The organism is Rhodococcus sp. 14-2483-1-1, from assembly GCF_002259335.1.
GTDB lineage: Bacteria > Actinomycetota > Actinomycetes > Mycobacteriales > Mycobacteriaceae > Rhodococcoides.
Map to the genome: position 1 here is coordinate 1 of NZ_NPFX01000026.1, position 875 is coordinate 875.

At 63.8% G+C, this 875-nt stretch carries 1 protein-coding gene; it reads left to right on the plus strand.

Annotation, left to right across the window (positions count from 1 at the left end; translation table 11 throughout):
- The coding region (gene rfbB, locus CH294_RS26270) for a dTDP-glucose 4,6-dehydratase (RefSeq protein WP_094739353.1) at positions 1-875 on the plus strand (875 nt) is incomplete at both ends.

An 875-nucleotide genomic window follows, 5' to 3' on the forward strand; every position in this document is an offset into this window, starting at 1 on the left:
CAGGTCACCGTGCTCGACAAGCTCACCTACGCAGGCAACAAGGCATCCCTCGAGCCAGTCGCCGACCGCATCGACTTCGTGCACGGCGACATCGCCGACGCCGACCTCGTCGACCGCCTCGTTCGCGAGACGGATCTGGTCGTCCACTTCGCCGCCGAATCGCACAACGACAACTCGTTGACCGACCCGTGGCCGTTCGTGCACACCAACGTCATCGGCACCACCACGTTGCTCAATGCGGTCCGCGAACACGACGTCCGCTACCACCACATCTCCACCGACGAGGTCTACGGCGATCTCGAGTTGGACGACCCGGCACGCTTCACCGAATCGACCCCGTACAACCCGTCGAGCCCGTACTCCTCGACCAAGGCCTCCAGTGATCTGCTGGTACGCGCCTGGACGCGATCGTTCGGGGTCCGCTCCACCATCTCCAACTGCTCCAACAACTACGGCCCCTACCAGCACGTGGAGAAGTTCATCCCGCGTCAGATCACCAACATTCTCAGCGGCTCCCGCCCCAAGCTCTACGGTGCCGGGCAGAACGTGCGCGACTGGATCCACGTGGACGATCACAACAGCGCCGTCTGGGCCATTATCGACGGCGGCCGCATCGGCGAGACCTACCTCATCGGAGCCGACGGCGAAGCGAACAACCGCACCGTCCTCGAGGCGATCCTCGAAGAGACCGGCAACGCACCCGACGCCTTCGACTTCGTCACCGACCGCCCCGGTCACGATCTGCGCTACGCCATCGATTCGACGAAGCTCCGCACCGAATTGGGTTGGACACCAACCTATGTCGACTTCCGGGCCGGCTTGAAGGCAACCGTCGACTGGTACCGCGACAACGAGCAGTGGTGGCGACCGCAGAA